Origin of the sequence: Rathayibacter sp. AY1C5, assembly GCF_002931705.1 — a bacterium.
In the GTDB taxonomy this organism is placed as follows: domain Bacteria; phylum Actinomycetota; class Actinomycetes; order Actinomycetales; family Microbacteriaceae; genus Rathayibacter.
The window spans coordinates 118,536-140,342 of record NZ_PSWD01000005.1; the positions used below are offsets into that span (position 1 = coordinate 118,536).

Here is a 21,807-nt window from a genome sequence, read left to right on the forward strand (position 1 = left end):
CGCACCCCGGCCCTCCTCCACGCGCCCGGCGCGTGTCAACCGCCGACAGCGCACCCCGCCCGTGCCCTACTGTCGGCCCCATGAGCGCCTATCCGCCGCCCGCACCGCCCGCCACCGCCCGCCCCTCCGTCGTGCCGACCGTGCTCGGCTCGATCGGCGTGGCGCTCCTCGGGATCCTGCTGCTGCTCGTGCTCGCCTACGTGGTTCTCGGACTCGGCGTCAGCGCCGCGGGGATCTGCGCGGTCATCGCCCTCGTCCCGCTGACCGTGGTTCTGCTGGGCGTCCGCTGGGTCGACCGGTGGGAGCCGGAGCCAGCGCTGGGCCTGTGGTTCGCGTTCCTCTGGGGCGCGGCCGGGTCCGTCGCGATCGCGCTCCTGGTCGACCTCGGCGTGCAGATCGCCGTCTACGCGTCCGGGCAGCAGCCGAGCGGATCCGACTTCGTCGGCGCCGTGATCCAGGCGCCGCTGGTCGAGGAGACGGCCAAGGGGATCGGCGTCCTCCTCGTCCTGCTGATCTGGCGCCGGACCTTCGACGGGCCCGTCGACGGCATCGTCTACGCGGCCGTCGTCGCCTCCGGGTTCGCCTTCGTCGAGAACATCCTCTACTTCGGCAGCGCGCTGGTGGAGGGCGGTCTCGGCTCGCTCGCCGTGACCTTCTTCCTCCGCGGGGTGCTCTCGCCCTTCGCGCACGTGCTCTTCACCGCCTGCACGGGCGCGGCCCTCGGCTTCGCCTCGAACCGGCCCGCCGTCGCGCGGCTGCCCATCGCCCTGCTCGGGCTGGCGCTCGCCGCGTTCCTGCACGCGCTCTGGAACGGCTCGTCGTTCCTGGTGTCCGACTGGTTCGGCTTCTACGGCGTGGTCCAGGTGCCGCTGTTCGCGGTCGCCGTGGTCGTGGTGGTGCTGCTGCGCCGGCAGGAGCGGCGCGTGACGCTCCAGCGGCTCGACGACTACGCCGTCGCCGGCTGGCTCTCGCCGGCCGAGGTGCGGATGATCGGCACCGCGGAGGGGCGCCGCACCGCCGCTCGCTGGGCCCGGAGCGCGGGAGGGGACCGGCCGCGGGCGATGCGGGACTTCCTCCGCTCGGCGACGCGGCTCGCGCACCACCGGCAGCACCTCCTGCTCGGCCGCGGCGGACGCACCGGAGCGGTCGACGAGCAGGTCCTGCTCGACGAGCTCGTCGCCCGCCGGGCGGTGCTCACCCGCTGAGCCGGGGCCGCCCCCGCTCAGCCCCGGCGCGCTAGGCGGAGGCGCTGCGCACGCGGCGCTCGCCGGCCGTCACGGGCACGCCGAGCCGGTTCTGCGCGGGCGGCAGCGGGCAGTTGTAGTGGGGCGAGAAGCCGCACGGCGGGATGTACGCCCGGTTGAAGTCCAGGAGCACCGGAGCGGGGGTGCCCGCGTCGGCCGCGCCGCCGATCCGCTGCACGACGAGGAAGCGGCCGACGGGGTAGCTCGCGAGCTCCGGGTCGTCGCTGCGGTTGGTCGGATCGCCGAACGGGACGAGGAGCGTGCCGCCGTCGTCGAACGCCGCGACCGTGTACTCGCGGGCGCGCCCGTCGTCCACGAGCGAGAAGGTGATGTCGCCGGGCACGACGAGCTCGCGGGTGGCGCCGTTGTCGCGCAGGTGCTCGAACGGGACCGTGCGGTCCTCGGCGACCGGCTCGAACCACGCCTCGAGCACCCAGGCGGCGTCGAACGGGAAGGTCTCGATGGCGTCGAAGGACCGGATGCCGTCGGAGGCCGCGTCCCAGACGCGGTAGCCGTACTCGGGCTCGCCGGTGTCGAGGTTCTCGCGGCGCATCCGCGTCAGGGTCGCCGAGGGGCCGTAGCCGGCCAGCGCCTGCTCGTCGTCGACGCTCTCGCCGGGCTCGAGCCAGCGCGTCTCGACGAGGGCGAGATCGCCCCGGGGTCCGGTGACGCGCTCGACGCGTCGGGCGAGCCACGACTCCCAGCCGGCGCGTGCCGACTCCGTGAGGTCGATCGAGGCGCGGGAGGGGGCGGTGACGCTGCTGCTCGGAGTGGCCATGGGGCGTGCAACGCGGGGCCGTCCGGTTCTCTTCCCGGTCGATGACCGGACGGAGGACGGACACCCGCGAGAAAGAGCTCGTCGCCCTGCGGCAGCGGCAGGGCCGGCTGCTCGGACGGGGCGTCGAGCTCTTCGTGAGAGAGAGGATGCTCCTCCGCGGCGCCGAGCGCAAGAGGCATCCGGATCCCGCTGTCGGCACGGCCCGCTTCGGATCGCTCGGTAGACTGGACCGCCTGTTTTCCCGCGGCCCCCGGAGCGCATCCCGCGCCTCCCGGCCCGCGGCGGCGGACCCTCGGAAGGCGGACGATGACGGACGGCAGCACTGTGCAGGCCACCGAGCTCTCTCGGGAGCGCGACTACGTGGCGGCGCTCTACGCCCGCCTCGACGAGCTGATCGCCCAGGCCCGCGAGGCTCTGGACACGGTCCGCATCGAGAGCGTCGGCGGCAACCACCAGAGCCGCTCCGAGCGCGACGCCTACGCGCGGCTCTACGAGGACCGCATCCGCTCGCTCACCGGCGCCGACGACCGGCTCGCCTTCGGCCGGCTGACGCTCGCGGACGCCGACGCCGAGCACCGCTACATCGGCCGGATCGGCCTGCGCGACGAGGAGCAGGACACGCTGCTGCTCGACTGGCGCGCCCCGCAGTCGGCCGCGTTCTACCAGGCCACCGCCGCCCGGCCGATGGGGACGCGCGCCCGGCGCCACCTCACCACTCGGGGCCGCGAGGTCCTCCGCTTCGAGGACGAGGTCTTCGACGAGGAGCTGCTGCGCGAGGGCACCGTGCTGCAGGGCGAGGGCGCGCTCATGGCGGCCCTCGGTGCGCAGCGCACCGGCCGGATGCACGACATCGTCGCGACCATCCAGAGCGAGCAGGACCGCATCATCCGGTCCGAGCTGCGCGGCGTGCTCGTCGTGCAGGGCGGGCCGGGCACCGGCAAGACCGCGGTCGCCCTGCACCGGGCCGCCTACCTCCTCTACTCCTACCGCGACCGCATCGCCTCCTCCGGCGTGCTCGTGGTCGGCCCCTCACGCTCCTTCCTCCGCTACATCGAGGCGGTGCTGCCCTCGCTCGGCGAGACGGGTGTCGTCCTCTCGACGCTCGGCCAGCTCTACCCGGGCCTCGACCTCGTCGAGGAGGACGTGCCCGCGGTCGCCCGCGTGAAGGGCTCGGCGCGGATGGCGGAGCTGCTCAAGCGCGCGGTCCGCTCCCGCCAGACCGTCCCGGCCGAGACCCAGGTGCTCGACGTCAACGGCGAGAAGCTCCGTCTGGAGCCGCAGGACGTGGAGCGCGCGATCACCCGGGCGCGTGACACCCGCAAGCCGCACAACGAGGCGCGCGTCTCCTTCGTCAAGACGCTGCTCTCGCAGCTCACCCGCCAGCTCGCTGATCAGCTGCGGAGCCACGGCAGCACGGTCGACGAGGCCGACGAGGCGGTGCTGCGCGAGGACGTGCGGACCGCCCACGACGTCCGCGTCGCTCTCAACACCGCGTGGATCCCGCTGACCCCCGAGAAGCTGCTGCAGGACCTCTACGCCCGTCCGAACTGGTTCGCGACCCTCACGCCGCGCTGGACCGCCGCGCAGCGCTCCCTCCTCCGCCGAGACCGTGACGCTCCGTTCACGGTCTCCGACGTACCGCTGCTCGACGAGGCCGCGGAGCTGCTCGGCGCCTACGACGACCACGCCGACGCCTCGAAGAAGGCCGAGAAGGAGCAGCGCAAGCGCGACGTCGAGAACGCGGAGGCCGCCATCCGCAACATGGGCGTCGACGGCCTCGTCAACGCCAAGGACCTCGCGGCCGGCTTCGCCGAGCGCTCGGTGCTCGGCACCACCGCCGAGCGGGCCGCGGCCGACCGCACCTGGACCTACGGGCACGTCGTGGTCGACGAGGCGCAGGAGCTCTCGCCGATGCAGTGGCGGGTGCTGCTGCGCCGCTGCCCGATGCGCTCGTTCACGATCGTGGGCGACGTCGCGCAGGCGTCCGGCGCCTCCGCCGCCTCGAGCTGGGACGCCGCGCTCCGCGACACCTTCGGCCGCCAGGGCCGGGGAGTGGAGGCGGCGCCGTGGCGCCTGGAGGAGCTGACGGTCAACTACCGCACGCCCGCGCAGATCGTCGCCTTCGCCGAGCGGACGGCGCGCGAGAACGGGCTGGAGATCACGCCGGGGGAGGCCGTGCGCTCCACCGAGTGGCCGGTGCGGACGATCCGCGATCGCGGCGACGCGAGCCTCTCGGAGCGCGTGCTGGCGGCCGTCGTCGAGGACCGGGCGATCGAGGCGGAGGGGACGCTCGCGGTCATCGCGCCCGACGACGACCTCGCCGCGATCGCCGAGCGCCTCGAGGAGCGGTTCGGCCGGGAGGTGGGCCGTGGAGCGACCGGGCTCGACCGCGCGATCGCCGTGCTGTCGACGAACGACGCCAAGGGGCTCGAGTTCGACTCCGTGATCATCGCCCGCCCTCGCCTCATCGCGCAGACCGGCGAGCGCGGCGCCGCATCGCTCTACGTCGCGATGACCCGGCCGACGCAGCGCCTCACGCTCGTGGAGTGAGTGCTCGCAGCCCGCTCCCAGACTCCGCTCCCGAGCGCCGTAGGATCGAGGCATGAGCAGCGAGAACCTGACCAAGCCCGAGGTCGACGCCCCTGAGGGCCCGGCCCCCGACACCCTCGTCGTCGAGGACATCGTCGTCGGCGACGGCGCCGAGGCGCAGCCCGGCTCGACCGTCGAGGTCCACTACCTCGGCGTCGAGTACGACACCGGCGAGGAGTTCGACTCCTCCTGGAGCCGCGACCAGTCGATCAACTTCCCCCTCAACAACCTCATCCGCGCCTGGCAGCAGGGCATCCCGGGGATGAAGGTCGGCGGCCGCCGCAAGCTGATCTGCCCGCCCGCGCTGGCGTACGGCCCGGCCGGCGGAGGGCACCCGCTCTCCGGCAAGACCCTGATCTTCGTGATCGACCTGCTCGGCACCAAGTAGCTCCGAGCACACGACGAAGGCGCAGCTCCTAGCGGGGCTGCGCCTTCTTCACGCGGTCGACCAGCTCGCGCCAGGCTCCGTCGAGCTCGGTCTCGCCGAGGCGGACGTGGTGCGTCTGCACGCGGATCTCGTAGACGAAGCGGTCGGCCCGGCCGGGGGACTCGCCGTCGGCGGCGTCCCAGGGGAGCGAGCCGAGCAGGTCGCGCCAGGCGCGCTCGTCGGGCTGCTGCTCGACGTCGACCCGCCACACCCGGCGGAGGCCGGCGACTCCGCCGCTGCGCGACACGATGACGTCCATGCGCGCGATGCTACCCGCCTCCGTCCTCGAGCGGACCGGCTCAGGCGGACAGCGTCACGCCGACCGTCGTCCAGCCGGTGCGCACGGCGGCCTCGACCTCGGAGCCGGATCCGTAGCGCTCGGCGGCGGCCCGCACGGTGAGCGCCGCGAACGCCTCGAAGTCGGCCGTCGCGGTGAGGACGCCCCCGGTCAGCACGTCGTACCAGACCTGCCCAGCGCGCTCCCACGCCTTCCCGCCGAGGGTCGTCGCCGCCACGGCGAACGCGCGGTTGGGGATCCCCGAGTTGATGTGCACTCCGCCGTTGTCGTCGTCGGTCTCGACGTAGTCGGCCATCGAGCCCGGCTGCGGGTCGGAGCCGAGGACGTCGTCGTCGTAGGCGGTGCCGGGGGCGATCATCGACCGCAGGGCCGTGCCCTGCACCTCGTCGGTGAAGAGCCCCTCGCCGATCAGCCAGCTCGCCTCGTCGGCGCTCTGGCCGGCGCCGTACTGCTCCATCAGGGCTCCGAACACGTCCGAGACCGACTCGTTGAGCGCTCCGGACTGGCCGCGGTAGACGAGGTTCGCCGTGTACTCGGTGATGCCGTGGGCGAGCTCGTGGCCGATCACGCTCTGCGAGACGGTGAAGCGGCGGAACACCTGGCCGTCCCCGTCGCCGAAGACCATCCGCGAGCCGTCCCAGAAGGCGTTGTCGTAGTCGTCGCCGAAGTGCACGGTCGCGTCGAGCGGCAGCCAGGCGTCGTCGATCGAGTCGCGGCCGTACGAACCCTGCAGGAAGGCCGACATCGCGCCGAGGCCGTCGTACGCCTCGTCGACGGCCGCATCCCCCGTGGCCGCCTCGCCCTCGCGGCGGACGACCGTGCCGGGCAGCGTCTCCTCGGTCCGCGCGTCCGCGATGGTGCGCTGAAGGGACTGCACGCGGGTGCGCGGCGAGGACGTCGCGGCGGCGGTCGGCGCCCCGCGGTCGGGCGCGGGCTCTCCGGGCCGGACGCGCCGGAACGGCACGTCCTGCTCGAGCGAGCGGCTCGCGGCCCGCGCGGCCCGGGCGAAGGCCGGATCGTCGAGGCGGGCGATGCGGACGAGGAGGTACGGCGGCACGACGGTTCGTCTCATGCCCCGATCCTGGCACCGACGTCCGACACGGTCCCGGGCTCGCCCGGCGGGCCCGCATGCGGTAGCGCCGAGCGGTAGCGTGAGCGCGACGAGCGGTTTCCAGCGATCCGGGGCCAGGCCCCGAGGACGACGAGGGCGGACATGGGCATCATCACGCGGGGCTTCTTCGGCAAGAGGGAGGCGGACCCGGACCTCCCGCCGGGCCAGCACCTCGAGAACGGCTTCCCCGTCCTCTCGATCGGGCCCACCCCGAACATCCACGAGTGGGCCTTCTCCATCGACGGCGGACCCGCGGGCGTGCGCCGCTGGAACCGGGAGGAGTTCGACGCGCTCCCGCACGAGGACGTGCACACCGACATCCACTGCGTGACCCGGTGGTCGAAGCTCGGCACCAGCTGGCGCGGCGTCTCGGTCGACACTCTGCTGGAGGGCCTGGAGACGGACGCCGGCTTCGTCATGGCGCAGAGCTTCGGCGGCTACACGACGAACCTCCCGCTCGCCGAGATCCGAGGCGGGAGGGCCTGGGTCGTCACCGAGTTCGAGGGGAAGCCCCTCGCGGCCGAGCACGGCGGCCCCGCCCGGCTCCTGGTGCCGCACCTCTACTTCTGGAAGAGCGCGAAGTGGGTGCGGACGCTCCGCCTGATGCCCGGCGACGAGCCCGGCTTCTGGGAGCAGAACGGCTACCACATGCACGGGGACCCCTGGAAAGAGGAGCGCTACTGGTGATGTGGACGGAGGCGGTGGCCGAGTCGGTCGCGCCGCTCACGCCCACGTCGCGCCTCCTGGTGCTCCGCGTGCCCGGGTGGCCGGGCCACCTGGCGGGGCAGCACCTCGACGTGCGCCTCACCGCGCCCGACGGCTACCAGGCGAGCCGCTCCTACTCGATAGGCGCCCCGGCCGACGGGGAGCGGGTCGAGCTCGCGGTCGAGCGGCTGGACGACGGGGAGGTCTCCCCGTACCTGGTCGACGGCCTCGAAGCGGGCGACCGGCTCGAGATCCGCGGTCCGATCGGCGGCTGGTTCGTCTGGCGTCCGGAGCAGGCGGAGCCGGTGCAGCTGATCGCGGGCGGGAGCGGCGTGGTGCCGCTGATGGCGATGGCGCGCGAGCACGCCCGGTCCGGGAGCGCGGCGCGGATGCAGCTGCTCTACTCGGTCCGCTCGCCCGTCTTCGCCTACTACCGCGAGGAGCTGGCGGCGCTCGCCGAGCTGCCGGCCGCGACGGGCGGAGTCGCGGTGGACCACGTCTTCACCCGGGTGGCGCCGGCGGGAGCGGCGCGTCCGGCCGGCCGCGTCACTCCGGAGCTGCTCGCCGAGGCGGCTCTGCCGGCCCCGCTCGAGCCGACCGTCTACGTGTGCGGCCCGTCCTCGTTCGTCGAGGCCGTCGCCACCGCCTTGGTCGAGCAGGGCCACGCGCCCGAGCGCGTCCGCACCGAGCGCTTCGGCGGCGCCTGACGCCTGTCCCCGCGAGGCGCCGCGCCCCGGCGGCGCCTCGGGGGGAGGGATCACTCGAAGGAGACGGTGCGGTTCTCGCCGATGTCGGGCTGTCCGCCGGTGACGGCGGCCTTGAGGACCTTGAACAGCACGACCGGACGGGGCTCGTCGGTCGCCCACAGCTCGACGGTCTCGGCCTCGACGCGGATCAGCGCGACGGTCGGGTCGTCCTTGCCGTCGGGGAACCAGCCGGCGACGGCCGGGGACCACAGCTCGTCCACCTTCGCCGGGTCGTGCACGACAGTCGCCGAGCCGGCCACCGACAGGTAGCCCTTCTTCGACTCGAACGCGACGTTGACGCTCGGGTTCGCGCGGATGTCGTCGACCTTGGGCGACGGGTCCTGCGTGAAGAACCACAGTTCGCCGTCGAAGTCGATGTCCTGGGCCTTGAGCGGACGGCTGACGAGCTGCCCGGTGGCGTTGACGGTGGTGAGGAGCCCGATCCCGGCGCTCTTCACCATCTCGGTGATCTGCTCGCGGTCGTCGGAGTCGGCGGGAGTGATGTCGATGTCGGTCATGGTGCCGACGCTACGCGGACCGTGCGCCGCCGCAAGGGGTGGCGACGCCTCACCGCGCGTGTCTAGCGTCGAGGCATGGACACCGAATCGACGTACACCGCCATCCTCGACAGCGGAGCGGAGCAGGAGAGCATCCGCCTCGAGATGATCGACGGCTCCCCGCAGCGCTCCTTCACCCGCCTGGCCGACATCGACGGCGAGGAGGTCGAGGTGGTCTGGGAGCTGGAGCCCGACGACGACGGCTTCCACGTCTACCGCCCGGTGCGGGTCGAGGGCCGCGACGACGACAGCGGACTGGTCTCGGACGACCGGCTGACCGACGGCGGCGGCGCCGACGCGGCCTCCGGCGACTGATCCCCGGCGCGCCCGTCCGCCGGCCTGAGCCGAGCGGGCGGGCGCGCTGTCCCATCCGGCTCGAGGGAGACGCCCCTCCGCTCAGGCCGTCGGGTGCAGGGCGTCGTACCCACGGAACCCCGGTCGGAGTCGCAGCACCGCGGCGAGGATCGCGATGATCGCGAGCCCGCCCGCGAGCGGCGGCAGCCAGAGCAGCGCGAGCGAGGCGAGCAGTCCCGTGTAGAGGTCGCCGACCCGCGGGCCGCCCGTCACCACGACGATGAACACGCCCTGGAGCCGACCCCGCATGTTGTCGGGGACCGCGGTCTGCAGCATCGTCTGCCGGAAGATCGAGCTGACGTTGTCGGAGGCGCCCGCGCCGGCCAGGGCGACCGCCGCCAGCGCGATGAGCACCGCGTTCGGCGCCGACGCGTCGTGCTGCACGAGTGCGGCACCGAGCAGGACCGCGCCGAACGCGACCACGAACGCTCCGTACACCTGGATCGAGCGGCCGATCGCGAGGCCCTGCCGGCGGACCCCGGTCAGCCGGCCGGAGAAGACGCCGCTGATCAGCGCCCCGATCGCGAAAGCGGCGGTGAGCGCGCCCACCGTCACCGCGCCTCCGCCGAGCAGCACCGCGGCGGCCGCCGGGAAGACCACGCGCGGCTGTCCGAAGGTCATGGCCACGATGTCGACCAGGAAGGACATCCGGATGTTCGGGGCGCCCTTCAGGAAGCCCAGGCCGTAGCGGAGGGACTCCAGCCCCGGCCGCTGCCGCTCGCCCTCGGGCACGAGCGCCGGCAGCCCCGCGATGCCGAGGAACGCGGCGAGGAACAGCACGACGTCGATCGTGTACGTGATCGCGAAGCCGGAGGAGGCGACCAGCACGCCGGCGAGGGCGGGCCCCACGGTCACCTCGACTCCGCTCGCGATGCCGCCCAGCGCGGCGGCGGCGGGGACCAGCTCGGTGCGGAGCAGCCGCGGAGCCAGCGTCATCCGGGTGGTCACGATCACCGTCGTCGCCACCGCGTTCACGGCGGTGAGCGCGTAGAGGGAGAGCGGGGTCTCGGCGCCGAGCCAGGCGAGGGCCGCGATCCCCGCGGTCGAGCCCCAGGCCACGACCGCGGCGAGCAGGAGCACCAGGCGGCGGTCGAACGCGTCGGCGAGCATCCCGCCGTAGAGGCCGGCGATCACGGTCGGGACCAGCGCCACCACGCCGACCAGCGCGACCGCGAGGGTCGATCCGGTGAGCTCGTAGATGTGCAGGCCGACCGCGACGATCGTCATCTGGCCGCCGATGCCCGAGATCACGTTGCCGGCCCAGAGCCGGGCGAAAGCCGGGGACTCGCGGAGGGGGGAGACGTCGAGGACGTGGCTGCGCCGGGGGGCGCGGGGGGTCTGGCTCACTCGCTCCATTCTGCTGACTCCGCCGCCCCGGCGGGCCGCGTCGCGCCGATCCGGGGGCTCAGGGGTCATCCCCTAGGGTGAGAGGCATGAGCACGTCATCCGACGGCGCGCCCGGGCGTCAGGGTCCTCCTGCCCCGCGAGCAGCCGGAGCCGCCCCCTCGCGACGCTCGATCCGCACCGCCGCCGAGGCGGGCGCGCGTCGCGCGGCGGCCGCCACGGGCGGTCGGCGCAGCTCCACGGGCGGCGTCCGCGCCGGAGCCGCTCGGACCGGTGCCACGGCCTCGGGAGCTCGCGGGTTCCTCCGCCGCTACGGAGCCGGGATCGTCTCGGTCCTCCTGGCCGTCCTCGCGGTCCCGCTGTCGTTCTTCGTCTGGTACGCCCTGATCTCGCTCGGCGCCTACCCGGGCGACCAGGCCGTCAGCGACCTGCTGGTCGGCGTGCTCTACACCGCGCTCGTGCACGCGGTCCTGCTCGCCGGGATCCTGCTCGCCGTCTCCACCCTCCGCGCCCGGCGTCGCGAGAAGCGTCCGCCGATCGCCGGCTGGATCGGCGTGGTCCTCAACGTCCTCGTGCTCGTCTACTGGCAGCTGCTGGTCTCGCCGTGGCTCGTCGTACTCTGGAACCGGGCCACCGGCTCCTGATACCGCCCTCCCTCTGGTAGAGTCGTCCGGTTGCCGTTCGACGGCCGCGGATCAAGAGAGCCCACGCATCAGGCGCCGGGCACCGCGCAACGAGAGAGAGGGGATCCCATATATGGCACTCGAAGCAGATGTCAAGAAGGCGATCATCGAAGAGTACGCGACCCACCCCGGTGACACCGGATCCCCCGAGGTGCAGGTGGCCGTCCTGACCAAGCGGATCAAGGACCTCACCGAGCACCTCAAGGAGCACAAGCACGACCACCACTCGCGTCGTGGTCTGCTGCTGCTCGTGGGTCAGCGTCGTCGACTCCTCGGCTACCTGTCGGATGTGGACATCAACCGCTACCGCTCGCTGATCGAGCGTCTCGGTCTGCGCCGCTAGCTCCTCCCGGAGCAGGGCGCGGTCTCGATGACACCGCGAACTTCTTGCCGAACGGGCCGTCCTCCTCGCGGAGGGCGGCCCGTTCGCGTTCCCGGGCGGACGAGGCGCGCGGCGCCGGTCAGGGCAGGGGAGCGGGGCGGTCGACACCGCCCCACGAGTAGCCGCTCGAGGCCGAGAACCAGTCGGCCGCGGCCCGCTGGAGCGCCGTGTCCTCCTCGGGGCGGCCGGGAGCCTCCACGGCGTCGACGAGCCCGGGCAGGGCGATCCGCCAGGCCGCCGCGCTGCGCTGGGCGCGGCCCCAGTCGCGCGCGCACACCGGGTCCTCGGCCGCCGCGGCGAGAGCCCGCGGCGAGGTCACCCGCCAGCCGGTGTCCGACTCCGCGACCACGACCGCGCAGGTGAGCGCGGCGCCGCGGATGATGCTGTCGGGACCGGCGGAGGGGCCGATCGCCTGATCCTGAGCCGCGACCACCGCGGTGAGTGCGAGCTGCAGCCGGGTCGAGGGCTCGTCGGGCCGCGGTCGGATCCTCCCGTCGCCGGCCGAGACCGAGGCCGCCGATCCGGGTGCGAGGAGCAGCCCGGAGGAGGACTGCGACGCGTGCAGGCTCAGCAGCCCCGTCACTCCGTCCGTCCCGCTCGTCACGCCCCGCACCGAGGAGTCGCCGAGACTCCAGACGACGGGGGTGCGGTTGTGGATCGTGAGGCGCCGGTGGTCCTCGTCGAGGCAGGCCACGAGGTGGCCGGCCGGCACGCCCGCTCCGCCTTCGAAGGCGGACGAGGCGGCCAGCAGCTCCCGGGCGTCGTCGCACTGGGCGGGGGCGTCGGAGGCGGCGGCGGCCTGGTCGGCGACCGGCGCCCGGGGGGCGAGGGAGCCCTGCACGCCCGCGACCGCCGCCGTGGTGAGCGCCGCGGCGGCGAGGAGGAGGACCACGCCGCGCCTGCCCATCCTCCGCACCTCCTGGTCGGAGGCTAGCCCGGCACGGGCGCTCGGGCCAGCGCCGCGAGGGGCTCGCGAAGCGTCCGGCAGGAATTCTTTCGAGGAATCTCAGACCGGGTGCATCCGAGGAGGCGCCTCGGCCGGAAGTAGTGGTGAAGGCCCTTCTCGACCACCCCCCGACCCCTCGCGGGTCCCATCGTGAAAGAGGAACACCGTGACCACCTCCCGCTTCTCCCGCAGCCTGCTCGCCGGTGCCTGCATCGGAACCCTGGCCGTCGTCGGCATCGCCGCCACGCCCGCCGCCGCCGCCGACGCCGACTCGGCCGACCTCTCGGTCCTGCACGCCGTCCCCGACACCCCGGTCGACGTCTACGTCGACGGCAAGCTGACGCTCGACGACTTCACCCCCGGCTCGCTCGCCGGCCCGCTCGACCTCCCCACCGGCACCTACAAGGTCGCCATCACGGCCTCCACCGCCGCGGACGCCAGCGCCCCCGTGATCGGCCCGATCGACATCAGCCTCGAGGCGGGGAAGAGCTACACCGTCGCGGCGCACCTCAAGCCCGACAACACCCCCACCGCGACCCTCTTCACCAACGACATCTCGAAGACCGCCGCGGGCGAGGGCCGGCTCACGGTCCGCCACATCGCCGCCGCTCCGGCCGTGGACATCCTCGCCGGAGGGTCGCCCGTCCTGACGAACGTGACGAACCCGAACGAGGGCGTGCTGAACCTCGCCCCGGCCACGATCTCGACCGTGGTCGCCGCGACCGGGACCACCGCGCCGGTCATCGGCCCGGCCGACGTGCAGGTCCAGGAGGGCGTGAACACGATCGTCTACGCCTGGGGCAGCCTGGAGAAGGGCAACCTCGCTCTCGCGACGCAGACCATCGACGGACTGCACTCCTCGCCGTCGGGCGTCCCCGCCGGTGAGGCCGGCCTCGCCGCGGACAACCGCCCCGACGCCGCCGCGGGCTGGTGGGGCGGAGCACTGCTCGCCGCCCTCGCCGCTGCCGGCGCCGTGCTGATCGGCCGCCGCACCGCCGCCTCGCGTCGCTGACCCGAGGATCCGACCGCCGGGTCGGCCGTGCTGGAGCGCGGCCGTCCCGGCACCCCCGACCACGACCCAGGAGGACGCCATGAGCCGGAGCCCCTTCCCTCTGCGCGTCCTCGCCGTGGTCGGGCTGATCGTGGCCGGTGCCGGTCTCGCCGGATGCGCGGCGCAGGAGTCCCGGGTGGAGCCCGCTCCCGCCGCCGTCTCCTCGGCGCCCCAGCAGCCGGTGCCGGCCACGGTCCCCTCCTCGCCCGCGGCGACCCTGCCGGAAGCGGTCCCGTCCGTCCCGGTGGCGGATGCCCGGCTCGGCGCGACCCCCGCCCCCACCGCGCTCGCTCCCGAGCGGCTCGTCGTCGACGGGCTCCCCGTCGACATGGCCGTCGAGCCGGTCGGAGTCGCGGACGACGGCACGATGGAGCTCGTGCCCGACACGCAGGTCGCCGGCTGGTACCGCTTCGGCGCCGGCCTCGACGAGCCGGAGGGCACGGTCGTGATCGCCGCGCACGTCGACTCCCTCGCCTACGGCCTCGGGCCGTTCGTCGAGCTGAAGAAGGCGGTCCCGGGCCAGACCGTGACCCTCACCGGCGCGGACGGCGCGGAGCGCGCGTACACCGTCTCGACGGTGGAGACCACGGAGAAGACCACGGTCGACCTCTCGGCCGTGTTCGCCGCCGACGGACCGCCGCGGCTGGTCCTGATCACCTGCGGCGGCGACTTCGACTACGACACCCGCCACTACCTCAGCAACGTGGTGGTCACGGCCGTCCCGGCCGGCTGATCCGCCCGCCCGAGCCTCAGCGACGTACGATGAGCCTCGCAGCGCCGCACGCCCCCGGGCGGCAGCGCTCCCCGCAGCCCTGGAGGGATCCCCTGATCGAGACCATCGAGCCCGCCGACGGCGCCGAGGCCGACAGCGCTCTCGTGGCCCGGCTCGGCCGCCGCTTCGCCGCAGGGGAGGAGGCGGCGCTCGCCGAGGCGTACTCGCGCTGGTCGCCGCTGGTCTTCACGCTGGCGCTGCGCTCGCTCGGCGACCGCGGCGACGCGGAGGACGTGGTGCAGCGCGTGTTCGTCTCGGCCTGGACCTCGCGCTCGGGCTTCGACCCCGGACGGGCGGCTCTCGGAGCCTGGCTGGTCGGGATCTCCCGGAGGAGGATCGCGGACGCGCACGAGGCGCGGGCGCGCGAGCGGAGGCTCACCGAGGCCCTCGTCGCCGTCACGCCGGTCGAGGAGGGGGAGGCCCCCGTCGACCTCGAGGCGCGGATCCTGATCGCCGACGAGCTGGCCCGCCTGGATCCCGTCCCCCGGCGGGTGATCGGCCTCGCCTTCTACGAGGACCTCACCCACACCGAGATCGCCGAGCGCACCGGCCTGCCGCTCGGTACCGTCAAGAGCCACATCCGCCGCAGCCTCGACCGGCTCCGCTCCCGCCTGGAGGTGAGCAGCACATGACCCACCTCGATCCCGACGAGCTCGCCCTGCTCGCCCTCGGCGAGCACTCGAGCGACGCCGAGCAGGCCCACCTGCGCGACTGCCCCGACTGCGCCCGGCAGCTGGTCGAGCTCGGCCACGCCGCGGGCCTGGGCCGTGCGAGCCGTGCTGTCGAGCTGGAGGCGCCGCCCGCGATCGTCTGGGACCGCATCCGCGAGGAGCTCGCCCTCGGCGACCTCGGGCCCGGCGCCCTTCCGTCGTCGGCGGCTGCCGTGCCGCCTCCGCTCGCACTTCCCCGGGGACGGCACCGTCCCGCGCGCCGCCGCCGGCCCCGCGCTCTGAGCGCCGTTCTGGCAGCTCTCGGCGCGCTCGTCATCGGGGTCGCGGGCGGAGCCTGGTGGCAGGCCTCGCGGAGCGACGACACCGCCGCCGTCGTGGCGCGCGCTGATCTCGCCGCTCTCCCCGACTGGCAGGGAGCGAGCGGAACCGCGGAGCTGGAGGACGCCGACGGAGCCCGCCGCCTGCACGTGCACCTCGATGCGCAGAGCGCGGACGACTCGTACCGGGAGGTCTGGCTCCTCACCGCCGACGCCTCCGGGCTGGTAGGCCTCGGCGTGCTCGACGGGACCGACGGCGTCTTCGCCGTGCCCGATGACGTCGACCTCGCCGAGTTCCCGCTCGTGGACGTCTCCCAGGAGCCGTTCGACGACGACCCGGAGCACTCCGGCGACTCGATCGTCCGCGGCCCCCTGCGCGAGGGCTGAGGCCTAGGCCGAGCGCTCCGCCAGCACGGCCGTGAGCGCCTGCACCGCGGCGGAGGGGCGCGGCGCCGTGCAGACCGAGAGCTCCCAGACCAGCCCCGGCCATCCGAGCGCGAGGGCCGTGACGCCCTCCAGCGGCTCGACGCCCGCGCGCGGCACGATCGCCGGACCCAGCCCCGCCTGCACGAAGCGGGGGATCCCCGGCAGATCGGCGACCTCGGTGGCCACCCGGCGCGACGCCCCGGCCTCGCGGAAGGCGAGGTCGACGGCGACCCTGTTGCCGAAGCCGGCGGGCGTGTCCACGAAGGTGAGCCCGTCGAGGTCCTGCGGGGAGGGCGGTCCCGCCGCGGCGAGCGGATGCGCGCTCTCCACCAGCAGGACGTAGTCGCTGCGCACCAGCCGCGTCACCGCCAGGCCCCGCAGCTGCGTCGCCGGCAGTGCCAGCAGAGCGGCGTCGAGCAGGCCGCGGCGCAGGTCCTCGGCGAGACCGGTGGAGCCGGTGGTCGAGGTGCGCAGGAGCAGGTCCACCAGCGGGTGCCGAGTGCGGAAGACGCCGAGCGCGCCGGGCAGGTCGACGAGGTCGAGGGCGGAGAAGGTGCCCACCCGCACCCGCCCGCGGAGCCCCGCCGCGTCGTCGGCCGCGAGCGAGCGCATCCGGTCGAGGCTGTCGATCGCCGATCGGGCCGAGGGCAGGAGCGCCTCGCCGACCGCGGTGAGCGCCACCCGCCGGGTCGAGCGGGCGAACAGCGGCGAGCCGAGCTCCTGCTCGAGCGAGCGGATGCTCGCCGAGAGGGTCGACTGCACGACGAACAGGCGCGCGGCCGCCCGGGTGAAGCTGAGCTCCTCGGCGACGGCGACGAAGGCGGCGAGCTGGCGGTCGTCCATGCGCCCATTATCCAACAGGGACGATCAATTCATCCGAGATCCTCCGTTGGACACGGATGATGGGGCGGAGCACTGTGGACACTGTGACCACCACCGAGCGCTCCCTCCCGTCCGTCCATCGCCGCGAGCTCCCGCACCGTCACGGCTTCTGGGTGATCGCCGTCGCCTTCCTCACGGTGATGGCGTTCTCGACCGTGCCGACACCGCTCTACGCGATCTACCAGCAGCGCGACGGGTTCCCGGCCTTCGTCGTCACCGTGGTCTTCGCCGCGTACGCGGTCGGAGTCGTGGCGAGCCTCTTCCTCGCCGGGCACGTCAGCGACTGGCTCGGCCGCCGCCGGATCCTGCTCGCGTCGATCCTCGTCGAGGTCCTGGCGGCCGCCGTGTTCCTGCTCTGGCCGGACGTGCCCGGGCTGATCCTCGCCCGCCTGCTGACCGGGCTCGGCGTCGGCGCGCTCACCGCGACGGCCACCGCCCACCTCTCGGAGCTGCGCGCCGTCGCCCGCCCGGAGGAGGGCCCCGGCACCTCCCGCGCCGTCTCCGCCCTCGTGAACATGGGCGGGCTGGCGCTCGGCCCGCTCGTCGGCGGGGTGTTCGCCGTGACGGTGCGCGAGCCTCTGGTCGTCCCGTACGCCGTGTTCCTCGTCCTCCTGGTCGTCCTCGGGATCGGTGTCGCGCTCGTCCCCGAGACGGTCGAGCGGCGCGAGGTCCTCCCGGCCTACCGTCCGCAGCGCCTGGCCGTGCCGGCCGCCTCCCGCGGCGTCTTCCTCTCGGCCGCGGTCGGCGCGTTCGCCGGGTTCGCCGTATTCGGCCTCTTCACCTCGCTGGCGCCGACCTTCCTCGCCGGGCGCTTCGGCGAGACCTCCCACCTCGAGGCGGGCGCGGTCTCCTTCGGGGTCTTCGCCGCCGGAGCCGTCGCGCAGCTGGTCTCGATCCGGCTGTCCTCGCGGACGGCGCTCCGCCTCGCGGCCGTGGCGCTGACGGCCGGGCTGCTGCTGGTCGCGACCGGCGCCGTGATCGTCTCGGTGTCCGCCTTCATCATCGGCGGGGTGCTCGCGGGAGCGGGCGTGGGCCTGCTCTTCCGCCTGGCGCTCGGAGTCGCCGGCTCGCTCGCCACCGACGAGACCCGCGGCGAGGTGCTCGCGGCCGTGTTCCTCGCCGCCTACCTCGGCCTCGCGGTGCCGGTCCTGGCGATCGGTGCCGCGCTCGCGCTCCTGCCGGCCGTCCCGGTCCTGCTCGGCTTCGTCGTCGTCGTGCTCGTCCTGGTGCTCGCGGCGATCGCCCGGATGCGGCGCACCGCCTGACGCGAGCGGGGGGAGGGGCCGCGAGCTGGACAATGGAGGCATGAAGCTCTTCCCGTTCGGACGCGGCGACGCGAACCCCCTCCCCTCCGACGACCGCGGCTCGGGCAAGCTCGACGACTACGACTACGAGCTGCGCCCGAAGTCGCGGCGCGGCGACACCCTCCTCCGCCTCGCCGACTCCCGGCCTCACCAGGACGAGATCGCGCGGGTGCTCGCCCTCGGCGAGGACGAGGTCACGGCCGTGATCCCGCGCCGCACCGCGGAGGAGGAGCGCGTGGACGCTCCGATGCCGGTCCGCCTGTTCGCGGCCCAGCGCCCCTCGGGGCTCGTCGGCCAGGTGCCGCGCGGTCTCGAGAACGTGGTCGAGGCCGCCCTCGCCCGGCTCTCGGAGGCGGGGAGGTCGCCCCGCGTGCCGGCCCGCATCGTGACGGTGAGGGGCGGGCTGCGCGTCGAGCTGCTGATGCACGAGACGCGGGGCTGACGGGCGGAGGGCCCGCCGGGTCGGCGCGGTCCATGGAGGAACCGCACCGCGGCTGATAGCATGAACCGGTTCCGAATCCGAAAGCGACCGCCGGTCGACCCAGGATTCGAGCCACGGAGCAGGCCGGCAGGAAGCTGGTCCTCGGTGGTGGAGTCCCGGACGGCGGCAGCGTGCGACAGAGCACGGGCCGCCGCGGCACGAGTCGCAGGCGGCACGTCCCGCTCGCGGCACAGGTCGCGACAGCCCGGAGCTCTTCTACTGGTGGCCAGCACGAACGCCCTCCACACGACGGCACGGCGCGAAGCCCTGCCGTGGGATCGTCTCGATTCCTGACCGGACCGCTGCTCCGACGAACGCCGGCGCCCAGAAGGGGCGCCGCTGCAGACGTTAAGGAGACAGACCTCTTGGAAGGTCCTGAAATCACATTCGCCGAAGCCGTTCTCGACAACGGCTCGTACGGTACCCGCACCGTCCGCTTCGAGACCGGCCGCCTCGCGCAGCAGGCTCAGGGCGCCGTCGCCGCCTACCTCGACGAGGACACCATGCTCCTGTCGGCCACGTCGGCCTCGAAGAACCCGAAGGACAACTTCGACTTCTTCCCGCTGACCGTCGACGTCGAGGAGCGCTCCTACGCCGCCGGCAAGATCCCCGGCTCGTTCTTCCGCCGCGAGGGCCGCCCCTCCACCGAGGCGATCCTGGTCTGCCGTCTGATCGACCGGCCGCTGCGCCCCTCGTTCGTCGAGGGCCTGCGCAACGAGGTCCAGATCGTCATCACGGTCCTCAGCATCGCGCCGGACGAGTTCTACGACGCCCTCGCGATCAACGCCGCGAGCGCGTCCACGCAGATCTCCGGCCTGCCGTTCTCCGGCCCGGTCGCCGGCGTCCGCCTGGCGCTCATGTCCGACGGCTCCGGCAACGACCAGTGGGTCGCCTTCCCCAAGGCCTCCCAGCTGGAGAACGCCGTCTTCGACCTCACCGTCGCGGGCCGCGTCGTCACCAACGAGGACGGCTCCTCGGACGTCGCCATCATGATGGTCGAGGCCGAGGCCACGGAGTCCTCCTGGAACCTCATCAAGGCGGGTGCGACCAAGCCCAGCGAGGACGTCGTCGCCGAGGGCCTCGAGGCCGCCAAGCCCTTCCTCCGCGCACTCGTCGAGGCGCAGGCGAAGCTCGCCGCCGAGACCGCGAAGCCGGTCAAGGACTACCCGGTGTTCCTGCCCTACGCGCAGGAGACCTACGACAACGTCGCCGAGCTCAGCTACGACGAGCTCGTCCGCGTGTACCAGATCGCCGACAAGGTCGAGCGGCAGGACGCCGACGACGCCCTCAAGGCGCGCGTCAAGGAGCAGATCGCCGAGCGCATCGCGTCGGGTCAGCTGTCGGCCGAGGCCTACAACCAGGTCGGAGCGGCGTACAAGTCCGTCACGAAGGTGGTCGTCCGCGGCCGCATCCTCCGCGACGGCGTGCGCATCGACGGACGCGGCCTGGCCGACATCCGCCCGCTCGACGCCGAGGTGCAGGTCATCCCGCGCGTCCACGGCTCGGCCATCTTCCAGCGCGGCGAGACCCAGATCCTGGGCGTCACCACGCTGAACATGCTCAAGATGGAGCAGCAGATCGACTCGCTGTCGCCCGTCACCAAGAAGCGGTACCTGCACCACTACAACTTCCCGCCCTACTCGACCGGTGAGACCGGCCGCGTCGGATCGCCGAAGCGTCGCGAGATCGGGCACGGCTTCCTCGCCGAGCGCGCCCTCGTGCCGGTGCTGCCGAGCCGCGAGGAGTTCCCCTACGCGATCCGCCAGGTCTCCGAGGCGCTGAGCTCCAACGGCTCGACCTCGATGGGCTCGGTCTGCGCGTCGACCCTGTCGCTCCTCAACGCCGGAGTGCCGCTGCGCGCCCCGGTCGCGGGCATCGCGATGGGCCTCGTGTCCGACGTCGTCGACGGCCAGACCCGCTACGCGGCGCTGACCGACATCCTGGGCGCCGAGGACGCGCTCGGCGACATGGACTTCAAGGTCGCCGGAACCGCCGAGTTCGTCACGGCCATCCAGCTCGACACGAAGCTCGACGGCATCCCGTCGTCGGTGCTCGACGCCGCGCTCAAGCAGGCCAAGGACGCCCGCACCACGATCCTCGCGGTGCTCACGGCGGCCATCGACCAGCCCGACGAGATGGCCCCGACCGCGCCCCGCGTGATCTCGGTGCAGATCCCCGTCGACAAGATCGGCGAGCTGATCGGCCCCAAGGGCAAGACGATCAACGCGATCCAGGACGAGACCGGCGCCGACATCTCCATCGAGGAGGACGGCACCGTCTACATCGGAGCCGTCGACGGCCCGTCGGCCGAGGCCGCGCGTGCGCAGGTCAACGCCATCGCGAACCCGACCAACCCCGAGGTCGGCGAGCAGTTCCTCGGAACCGTCGTCAAGCTCGCGACGTTCGGCGCGTTCGTCTCGCTCCTCCCCGGCAAGGACGGACTGCTGCACATCAGCGAGGTCCGCAAGCTCGCCGGCGGCAAGCGCGTCGAGAACGTCGAGGACGTCCTCGGAGTCGGTCAGAAGCTGCTCGTCCAGATCACCAAGATCGACGACCGCGGCAAGCTGTCCCTCGCGCCCGTCGTGGCCGAGGAGGCCGAGGCAGAGGCTCCCGCCGAGAGCTGATCCCTCCTGCACGATCGTGACGCCCGTCCCACTCCGGTGGGGCGGGCGTCCGTCGTCGGCGGGGGCATGGGGTACGGTGGCGGGACCGCGCCGCACCGCCCCGACCGGAGGACTCCGTGACCGACCCGACGCCCCTGGCCACCGAGCCGGAGACGCCCCTCCTCTCACGCACCCTGGGTCGGACCGGCCTCCCCGTGCATCCTCTCGCCCTCGACGGCTCCGTCTTCGGCTGGGCCGCCGGGATCGACGACACCACCGAGGTGCTCGACGCGTTCGGCCGTCTCGGCGGCACCCTGATCTCGACCGCGGACCACTACGCGACCGGTCGGAGCGAGTACATGATCGGCCGCTGGCTCGAGCAGAGCGGGCTGCGCGAGCGGATGCTGGTCGCGACGAAGGTCGGCCGGCACCCGGACGCGCCGGGCCTCGCCCCGGAGGACGTCCGCATCGCGATCGAGGGGAGCCTCGAGCGGCTCGGCACCCGGATCGACCTGCTCTCGTTCGACAGCGAGGACCCCGGGATCCCCATCGCCGACAGCCTGGCGGCGGTCGCGCCGTTCCTGGCGGACGGCTCGGTCGGCGCCCTGGGCGCCGCGCACTTCAGCGGAGCCGCGATCACGGCGCTGCACGAGACGGCGACCGCGTTCGCGCTGCCGTCGCTCTCGGCCGTCGTGTCGGAGTACAGCCTGATGGAGCGCCGGACCTACGAGACCGACGTCGCCCCCGAGGTGGTGCGGCTCGAGCTCGGCACCCTCGCGCGGCTGCCCCTGGCGAGCGGCTACCTCACCGGCGCCCTGCGCAGCCGCACGGACGAGCCGGAGTCGGCCCTGTTCGAGGCGGGCCTGGACTACGTCGGCCGCCACGGCTCCCGCGTGCTCGCGGCCCTCGACGAGATCGCCGGGGCCCACGGCACGGAGCCCGGCGTGGTCGCGCTCGCCTGGGTGCTCTCGCACCAGGAGGTCTCGGCGGCGATCGTCCGGGCGCGGAACGCCGCGGAGCTCGAGTCGCTGTTCGCGGCGGCCGCGCTCCCGCTGACCCGCAGCGACGTCGCTCAACTGGACCGCGTCTCCGCCTGAGGCCCTCGCCCGCTGGTCCACCGCCGTCGGGCGCCGCGC

General features: G+C 73.7%; 23 protein-coding genes. 16 read left to right on the forward strand and 7 right to left on the reverse strand.

The genetic code is table 11. The features are described from left to right. Nucleotides 1–80 precede the first annotated feature (80 nt). Nucleotides 81–1,205 carry a PrsW family intramembrane metalloprotease gene (locus C5C57_RS06425; protein ID WP_104233243.1) on the forward strand — a complete coding sequence of 375 codons (1,125 nt, stop codon included), beginning with the start codon at nucleotides 81–83 and terminating at the stop codon, nucleotides 1,203–1,205. A 31-nt stretch (nucleotides 1,206–1,236) separates the two neighbouring features. Here the strand turns inward: C5C57_RS06425 and C5C57_RS06430 are convergent, their stop codons facing one another. Further along, nucleotides 1,237–2,022 carry a DUF1684 domain-containing protein gene (locus C5C57_RS06430; protein ID WP_104247431.1) on the reverse strand — a complete coding sequence of 262 codons (786 nt, stop codon included), beginning with the start codon at nucleotides 2,020–2,022 and terminating at the stop codon, nucleotides 1,237–1,239. 306 nt (nucleotides 2,023–2,328) lie between these two features. Between C5C57_RS06430 and C5C57_RS06435 the strand changes: the two genes are divergently transcribed. Continuing rightward, the gene (locus tag C5C57_RS06435; protein ID WP_104233245.1) at nucleotides 2,329–4,572 is read left to right on the forward strand and encodes a UvrD-helicase domain-containing protein; all 2,244 of its coding nucleotides are present in this window, start codon (nucleotides 2,329–2,331) and stop codon (nucleotides 4,570–4,572) included. Nucleotides 4,573–4,624: 52 nt separating this feature from the next. Continuing rightward, nucleotides 4,625–4,999, forward strand: a complete 375-nt coding sequence (locus C5C57_RS06440; protein ID WP_104226280.1) for an FKBP-type peptidyl-prolyl cis-trans isomerase — start codon at nucleotides 4,625–4,627, stop codon at nucleotides 4,997–4,999. Nucleotides 5,000–5,027: 28 nt separating this feature from the next. Here C5C57_RS06440 and C5C57_RS06445 read toward each other — a convergent pair whose 3' ends face one another. Both C5C57_RS06445 and C5C57_RS06450 read right to left on the reverse strand, forming a co-directional pair. Continuing rightward, nucleotides 5,028–5,297 (reverse strand): protealysin inhibitor emfourin, encoded by a 270-nt coding sequence (locus tag C5C57_RS06445; RefSeq protein ID WP_104233246.1) that lies wholly within the window; start codon nucleotides 5,295–5,297, stop codon nucleotides 5,028–5,030. A gap of 40 nt (nucleotides 5,298–5,337) precedes the next feature. After that, nucleotides 5,338–6,408 carry a M4 family metallopeptidase gene (locus C5C57_RS06450; RefSeq protein ID WP_104297440.1) on the reverse strand — a complete coding sequence of 357 codons (1,071 nt, stop codon included), beginning with the start codon at nucleotides 6,406–6,408 and terminating at the stop codon, nucleotides 5,338–5,340. 141 nt (nucleotides 6,409–6,549) lie between these two features. On the opposite strand from C5C57_RS06450, the gene C5C57_RS06455 reads away from it, so the two are divergent. Further along, nucleotides 6,550–7,134, forward strand: a complete 585-nt coding sequence (locus tag C5C57_RS06455) for a molybdopterin-dependent oxidoreductase (RefSeq protein ID WP_104224820.1) — start codon at nucleotides 6,550–6,552, stop codon at nucleotides 7,132–7,134. Next, nucleotides 7,134–7,859, forward strand: a complete 726-nt coding sequence (locus tag C5C57_RS06460; protein WP_104233248.1) for an FAD-binding oxidoreductase — start codon at nucleotides 7,134–7,136, stop codon at nucleotides 7,857–7,859. Before C5C57_RS06455 ends, C5C57_RS06460 begins: the two co-directional genes overlap by 1 nt. A 50-nt stretch (nucleotides 7,860–7,909) precedes the next feature. On the opposite strand, the gene C5C57_RS06465 is transcribed toward C5C57_RS06460, so the two are convergent. Next, a complete protein-coding gene (locus C5C57_RS06465; protein WP_104247429.1) occupies nucleotides 7,910–8,416 on the reverse strand; it encodes a pyridoxamine 5'-phosphate oxidase family protein in 507 nt (168 codons plus the stop codon). A 75-nt stretch (nucleotides 8,417–8,491) separates the two neighbouring features. Here C5C57_RS06465 and C5C57_RS06470 point away from each other — a divergent pair, with 75 nt between their 5' ends. Further along, a complete protein-coding gene (locus C5C57_RS06470; protein WP_104224817.1) occupies nucleotides 8,492–8,770 on the forward strand; it encodes a hypothetical protein in 279 nt (92 codons plus the stop codon). An 81-nt stretch (nucleotides 8,771–8,851) separates the two neighbouring features. Here the strand turns inward: C5C57_RS06470 and C5C57_RS06475 are convergent, their stop codons facing one another. After that, complete coding sequence (locus C5C57_RS06475) at nucleotides 8,852–10,156, reverse strand: MFS transporter (RefSeq protein WP_258067608.1); 1,305 nt, start codon at nucleotides 10,154–10,156, stop codon at nucleotides 8,852–8,854. An 86-nt stretch (nucleotides 10,157–10,242) separates the two neighbouring features. Between C5C57_RS06475 and C5C57_RS06480 the strand changes: the two genes are divergently transcribed. Together C5C57_RS06480 and rpsO are read left to right on the forward strand one after the other, a co-directional pair. Beyond that, on the forward strand, nucleotides 10,243–10,797 hold the full coding sequence (locus tag C5C57_RS06480; RefSeq protein ID WP_104224815.1) for a hypothetical protein: 555 nt from the start codon (nucleotides 10,243–10,245) through the stop codon (nucleotides 10,795–10,797). 112 nt (nucleotides 10,798–10,909) lie between these two features. Beyond that, nucleotides 10,910–11,179 carry a 30S ribosomal protein S15 gene (gene rpsO, locus C5C57_RS06485; protein ID WP_068252328.1) on the forward strand — a complete coding sequence of 90 codons (270 nt, stop codon included), beginning with the start codon at nucleotides 10,910–10,912 and terminating at the stop codon, nucleotides 11,177–11,179. A gap of 118 nt (nucleotides 11,180–11,297) precedes the next feature. Here the strand turns inward: rpsO and C5C57_RS06490 are convergent, their stop codons facing one another. Continuing rightward, nucleotides 11,298–12,125 carry a hypothetical protein gene (locus C5C57_RS06490; protein ID WP_104297441.1) on the reverse strand — a complete coding sequence of 276 codons (828 nt, stop codon included), beginning with the start codon at nucleotides 12,123–12,125 and terminating at the stop codon, nucleotides 11,298–11,300. 205 nt (nucleotides 12,126–12,330) lie between these two features. Here C5C57_RS06490 and C5C57_RS06495 point away from each other — a divergent pair, with 205 nt between their 5' ends. From C5C57_RS06495 to C5C57_RS06510, 4 genes are all read left to right on the forward strand, one after another. After that, a complete protein-coding gene (locus C5C57_RS06495; RefSeq protein WP_104224813.1) occupies nucleotides 12,331–13,176 on the forward strand; it encodes a DUF4397 domain-containing protein in 846 nt (281 codons plus the stop codon). 79 nt (nucleotides 13,177–13,255) lie between these two features. After that, nucleotides 13,256–13,948: a class F sortase gene (locus C5C57_RS06500; RefSeq protein WP_104260617.1), complete on the forward strand. Its 693-nt coding sequence runs from the start codon at nucleotides 13,256–13,258 to the stop codon at nucleotides 13,946–13,948. A gap of 29 nt (nucleotides 13,949–13,977) precedes the next feature. Further along, nucleotides 13,978–14,619 carry an RNA polymerase sigma factor gene (locus C5C57_RS06505; RefSeq protein WP_104226288.1) on the forward strand — a complete coding sequence of 214 codons (642 nt, stop codon included), beginning with the start codon at nucleotides 13,978–13,980 and terminating at the stop codon, nucleotides 14,617–14,619. Beyond that, nucleotides 14,616–15,362, forward strand: a complete 747-nt coding sequence (locus tag C5C57_RS06510) for an anti-sigma factor (protein ID WP_104297442.1) — start codon at nucleotides 14,616–14,618, stop codon at nucleotides 15,360–15,362. The genes C5C57_RS06505 and C5C57_RS06510 overlap by 4 nt, the downstream gene beginning before the upstream one ends. Before the next feature lie 3 nt (nucleotides 15,363–15,365). Here C5C57_RS06510 and C5C57_RS06515 read toward each other — a convergent pair whose 3' ends face one another. Then, nucleotides 15,366–16,244: a LysR family transcriptional regulator gene (locus C5C57_RS06515; RefSeq protein WP_104297443.1), complete on the reverse strand. Its 879-nt coding sequence runs from the start codon at nucleotides 16,242–16,244 to the stop codon at nucleotides 15,366–15,368. Between the two features lie 83 nt (nucleotides 16,245–16,327). Between C5C57_RS06515 and C5C57_RS06520 the strand changes: the two genes are divergently transcribed. From C5C57_RS06520 to C5C57_RS06535, 4 genes are all read left to right on the forward strand, one after another. Beyond that, entirely contained in the window at nucleotides 16,328–17,548 is a 1,221-nt protein-coding gene (locus tag C5C57_RS06520; protein WP_258069186.1) for an MFS transporter, read from the forward strand. Between the two features lie 40 nt (nucleotides 17,549–17,588). Next, a complete protein-coding gene (locus C5C57_RS06525; protein WP_104226292.1) occupies nucleotides 17,589–18,029 on the forward strand; it encodes a hypothetical protein in 441 nt (146 codons plus the stop codon). 404 nt (nucleotides 18,030–18,433) lie between these two features. Continuing rightward, nucleotides 18,434–20,692: a polyribonucleotide nucleotidyltransferase gene (locus C5C57_RS06530; protein ID WP_104226293.1), complete on the forward strand. Its 2,259-nt coding sequence runs from the start codon at nucleotides 18,434–18,436 to the stop codon at nucleotides 20,690–20,692. Between the two features lie 116 nt (nucleotides 20,693–20,808). Next, a complete protein-coding gene (locus tag C5C57_RS06535) occupies nucleotides 20,809–21,768 on the forward strand; it encodes an aldo/keto reductase (RefSeq protein ID WP_104260622.1) in 960 nt (319 codons plus the stop codon). The last annotated feature ends 39 nt before the right edge of the window (nucleotides 21,769–21,807 follow it).

Bases quoted from the DNA above. Each gene is read 5' to 3' on its own strand.
- C5C57_RS06425 (WP_104233243.1), top strand. From the start codon at position 81: ATGAGCGCCTATCCGCCGCCCGCACCGCCCGCCACCGCCCGCCCCTCC.
- C5C57_RS06490 (WP_104297441.1), bottom strand. From the start codon at position 12,125: ATGGGCAGGCGCGGCGTGGTCCTCCTCCTCGCCGCCGCGGCGCTCACC.
- C5C57_RS06435 (WP_104233245.1), top strand. From the start codon at position 2,329: ATGACGGACGGCAGCACTGTGCAGGCCACCGAGCTCTCTCGGGAGCGC.
- C5C57_RS06465 (WP_104247429.1), bottom strand. From the start codon at position 8,416: ATGACCGACATCGACATCACTCCCGCCGACTCCGACGACCGCGAGCAG.
- C5C57_RS06450 (WP_104297440.1), bottom strand. From the start codon at position 6,408: ATGAGACGAACCGTCGTGCCGCCGTACCTCCTCGTCCGCATCGCCCGC.
- C5C57_RS06430 (WP_104247431.1), bottom strand. From the start codon at position 2,022: ATGGCCACTCCGAGCAGCAGCGTCACCGCCCCCTCCCGCGCCTCGATC.
- C5C57_RS06505 (WP_104226288.1), top strand. From the start codon at position 13,978: ATGAGCCTCGCAGCGCCGCACGCCCCCGGGCGGCAGCGCTCCCCGCAG.
- C5C57_RS06440 (WP_104226280.1), top strand. From the start codon at position 4,625: ATGAGCAGCGAGAACCTGACCAAGCCCGAGGTCGACGCCCCTGAGGGC.
- rpsO (WP_068252328.1), top strand. From the start codon at position 10,910: ATGGCACTCGAAGCAGATGTCAAGAAGGCGATCATCGAAGAGTACGCG.
- C5C57_RS06455 (WP_104224820.1), top strand. From the start codon at position 6,550: ATGGGCATCATCACGCGGGGCTTCTTCGGCAAGAGGGAGGCGGACCCG.
- C5C57_RS06480 (WP_104224815.1), top strand. From the start codon at position 10,243: ATGAGCACGTCATCCGACGGCGCGCCCGGGCGTCAGGGTCCTCCTGCC.
- C5C57_RS06470 (WP_104224817.1), top strand. From the start codon at position 8,492: ATGGACACCGAATCGACGTACACCGCCATCCTCGACAGCGGAGCGGAG.
- C5C57_RS06515 (WP_104297443.1), bottom strand. From the start codon at position 16,244: ATGGACGACCGCCAGCTCGCCGCCTTCGTCGCCGTCGCCGAGGAGCTC.
- C5C57_RS06525 (WP_104226292.1), top strand. From the start codon at position 17,589: ATGAAGCTCTTCCCGTTCGGACGCGGCGACGCGAACCCCCTCCCCTCC.
- C5C57_RS06510 (WP_104297442.1), top strand. From the start codon at position 14,616: ATGACCCACCTCGATCCCGACGAGCTCGCCCTGCTCGCCCTCGGCGAG.
- C5C57_RS06500 (WP_104260617.1), top strand. From the start codon at position 13,256: ATGAGCCGGAGCCCCTTCCCTCTGCGCGTCCTCGCCGTGGTCGGGCTG.
- C5C57_RS06445 (WP_104233246.1), bottom strand. From the start codon at position 5,297: ATGGACGTCATCGTGTCGCGCAGCGGCGGAGTCGCCGGCCTCCGCCGG.
- C5C57_RS06460 (WP_104233248.1), top strand. From the start codon at position 7,134: ATGTGGACGGAGGCGGTGGCCGAGTCGGTCGCGCCGCTCACGCCCACG.